The following is a 1,511-nucleotide window of genomic DNA, read 5'->3' as shown; positions in this document are numbered from 1 at the left end:
GGCGGTTTCTAGTGGTCGTTGCAACACTGCTGGTGTTATGTGGTCATTAGTAGATCACGCAGACGCTCGGCTGGGGTATCCCAGTCGAGCGTTTTGCGTGGGCGGCCGTTGAGTTCCTGGGCGACGTGCTCGAGGTCTTCGGGCCCGTATACGGAAAGGTCCGTGCCTTTTTCGAAGTATTGGCGTAGAAGTCCGTTGGTGTTCTCATTGGACCCTCGCTGCCAAGGGCTGGCCGGGTCGCAGAAATAGACCTGCATATCGGTGGCGAGGGTGAAGGTCTTGTGGCCGGCCATTTCCGCACCTTGGTCCCAGGTCAGGGAACCGCGCAGGTGCTCGGGCAGTGTGGACATCGTGGTGATCAACGCGTCACGGACGGTTTCGGCGGTGTGGTCCCCGGGCAGGTGGACCAGCATCACGTACCGGGTGGTGCGTTCAACGAGGGTTCCGATCGCGGATTGGTTGTGGGCGCCGGTGATGAGGTCCCCTTCCCAATGTCCTGGCACGGCGCGGTCTTCGACTTCGGGCGGCCGGTCGGAGATCATCACCATTGGATCGACAAAGCGGGACTGCCGTTGCTGGGGATCCTTGTGGGGTTTACGGCGGGTCCGGCCGGTGCGCAGGGCTGCCTGGACTTCGCGTTTGAGCCCGCCGCGGGCCTGGAAGTAGAGGGCCTGGTAGATCGTTTCTGGGCTCACTCGCATCTCCGCATCGTGGGGAAACTTTTTGATCAGCTTCTGGCTGATCTGCTCCGGTGACCACCGGCGAAGCAGTTTCTTCTTCACATACTTCCGCAGCCGCTTATGGGTGACCAACTTGCTGTCTTTGGGGCGGGGCCGGCGCGCTGTTGCGGTGCGTTGGGCAGCGTAGGCGTAGTACTTCCCGTCCCTGTGGCTGTTGCGGGCCAGTTCCCTGCTGATCGTGGAGGCAGGACGGCCCAGCTCCCGGGCTATTTTCCGGACAGGTACGCCCTTGCTGCGCAGGTCGGCGATGCGTTCCCTGTCCTGTAGGGATAAGAACCGCGGGTTCAGTGGTTTCTCCAGGGCTGCAAGCCGGGGAATCACGACAGGACCCGGAATGCCCGTGGGAGGAGTAAGGGTTATCACACCACTGGTGTAATCGATCCGCCGCCCGTCCGGATAGATTCGTCCGTTTTTTGTCCGCCGGACACCGCTGTCCCATTCCTTGGCTGTGGTTTCGTGGATACCCAATTCATGGGCAGCCTCACGACGGGACAAACCCTGATCGCGCAACCGGCGAAATCCCTCCCGTGTTGGACCCTCCGCACGGTTCTTGGCCAATCCAGCCTTGCGAACCCACTGATAGCAGGTGTTCCGGTTCAATCCGAGCCTAGCGGCGGCCTCTGTCACACTCGCTAATCGATCAAAAGCCCTGAAGAAAGCCTCCCTCTGCTCAGGGGTAGATCTCGCAAACTTCCGGGACTCCGAGGAAACATCGCTTAAATGCGGCACGGTCGTTGCAACTCCCAAAAATCTAGGGTGTTGCAACGACCG

At 60.8% G+C, this 1,511-nt stretch carries 1 protein-coding gene; it reads right to left on the bottom strand.

What is annotated here, in order from left to right:
- Positions 1-35: 35 nt before the first annotated feature.
- A complete protein-coding gene (locus BACI9J_RS23595; RefSeq protein WP_201296735.1) occupies positions 36-1,235 on the bottom strand; it encodes an IS30 family transposase in 1,200 nt (399 codons plus the stop codon).
- Positions 1,236-1,511 lie beyond the last annotated feature (276 nt).

This window comes from Arthrobacter sp. 9V (assembly GCF_902506065.1).
Lineage (GTDB): Bacteria > Actinomycetota > Actinomycetes > Actinomycetales > Micrococcaceae > Arthrobacter.
The sequence above is the reverse complement of the archived record's forward strand: the minus strand, read 5'-3'. Positions and strand labels throughout refer to the sequence as shown.